At 64.8% G+C, this 508-nt stretch carries 1 protein-coding gene; it reads right to left on the reverse strand.

The genetic code is table 11. The features are described from left to right. On the reverse strand, positions 1-508 hold a 508-nt coding region (locus IE294_RS47205; protein ID WP_268252902.1), incomplete at both ends, for an alpha-amylase family glycosyl hydrolase.

Below are 508 nucleotides of genomic sequence, written 5' to 3' on the forward strand. Positions count from 1 at the left end.
GTCGCCGCCGGCCTGGTAGTCGCCGAAGTAGTCGACGACGTCCTCGGGCCACTGGTTGGCCTCGGCGAGGAGCACCTTGTCGGGGTACTGGGCGTCGATCTCCTTGCGCACCCGCTTCAGGAACTCGTGGGTCGCCGGCAGGTTCTCGCAGTTGGTGCCCTCCTGCTGGTACAGGTACGGCACCGCGTCCAGCCGGAACCCGTCGATCCCGAGATCCAGCCAGAACTTCAGCGCGGAGATCATCTCCTCCTGCACGGCCGGGTTCTCGTAGTTCAGGTCCGGCTGGTGCGAGAAGAAGCGGTGCCAGTAGTACTGCTTGCGTACCGGGTCGTACGTCCAGTTGGAGGCCTCGGTGTCCACGAAGATGATCCGGGCGTCCTGGTACTGCTTGTCGTCGTCGGCCCAGACGTAGTAGTCCCCGTACGGACCGTCCGGGTCCCGCCTCGACTCCTGGAACCACGGGTGCTGGTCGCTGGTGTGGTTCATGACGAAGTCGATGATCACGCGC

Origin of the sequence: Streptomyces canarius, from assembly GCF_014650735.1 — a bacterium.
In the GTDB taxonomy this organism is placed as follows: Bacteria; Actinomycetota; Actinomycetes; order Streptomycetales; family Streptomycetaceae; genus Streptomyces; species Streptomyces olivaceoviridis.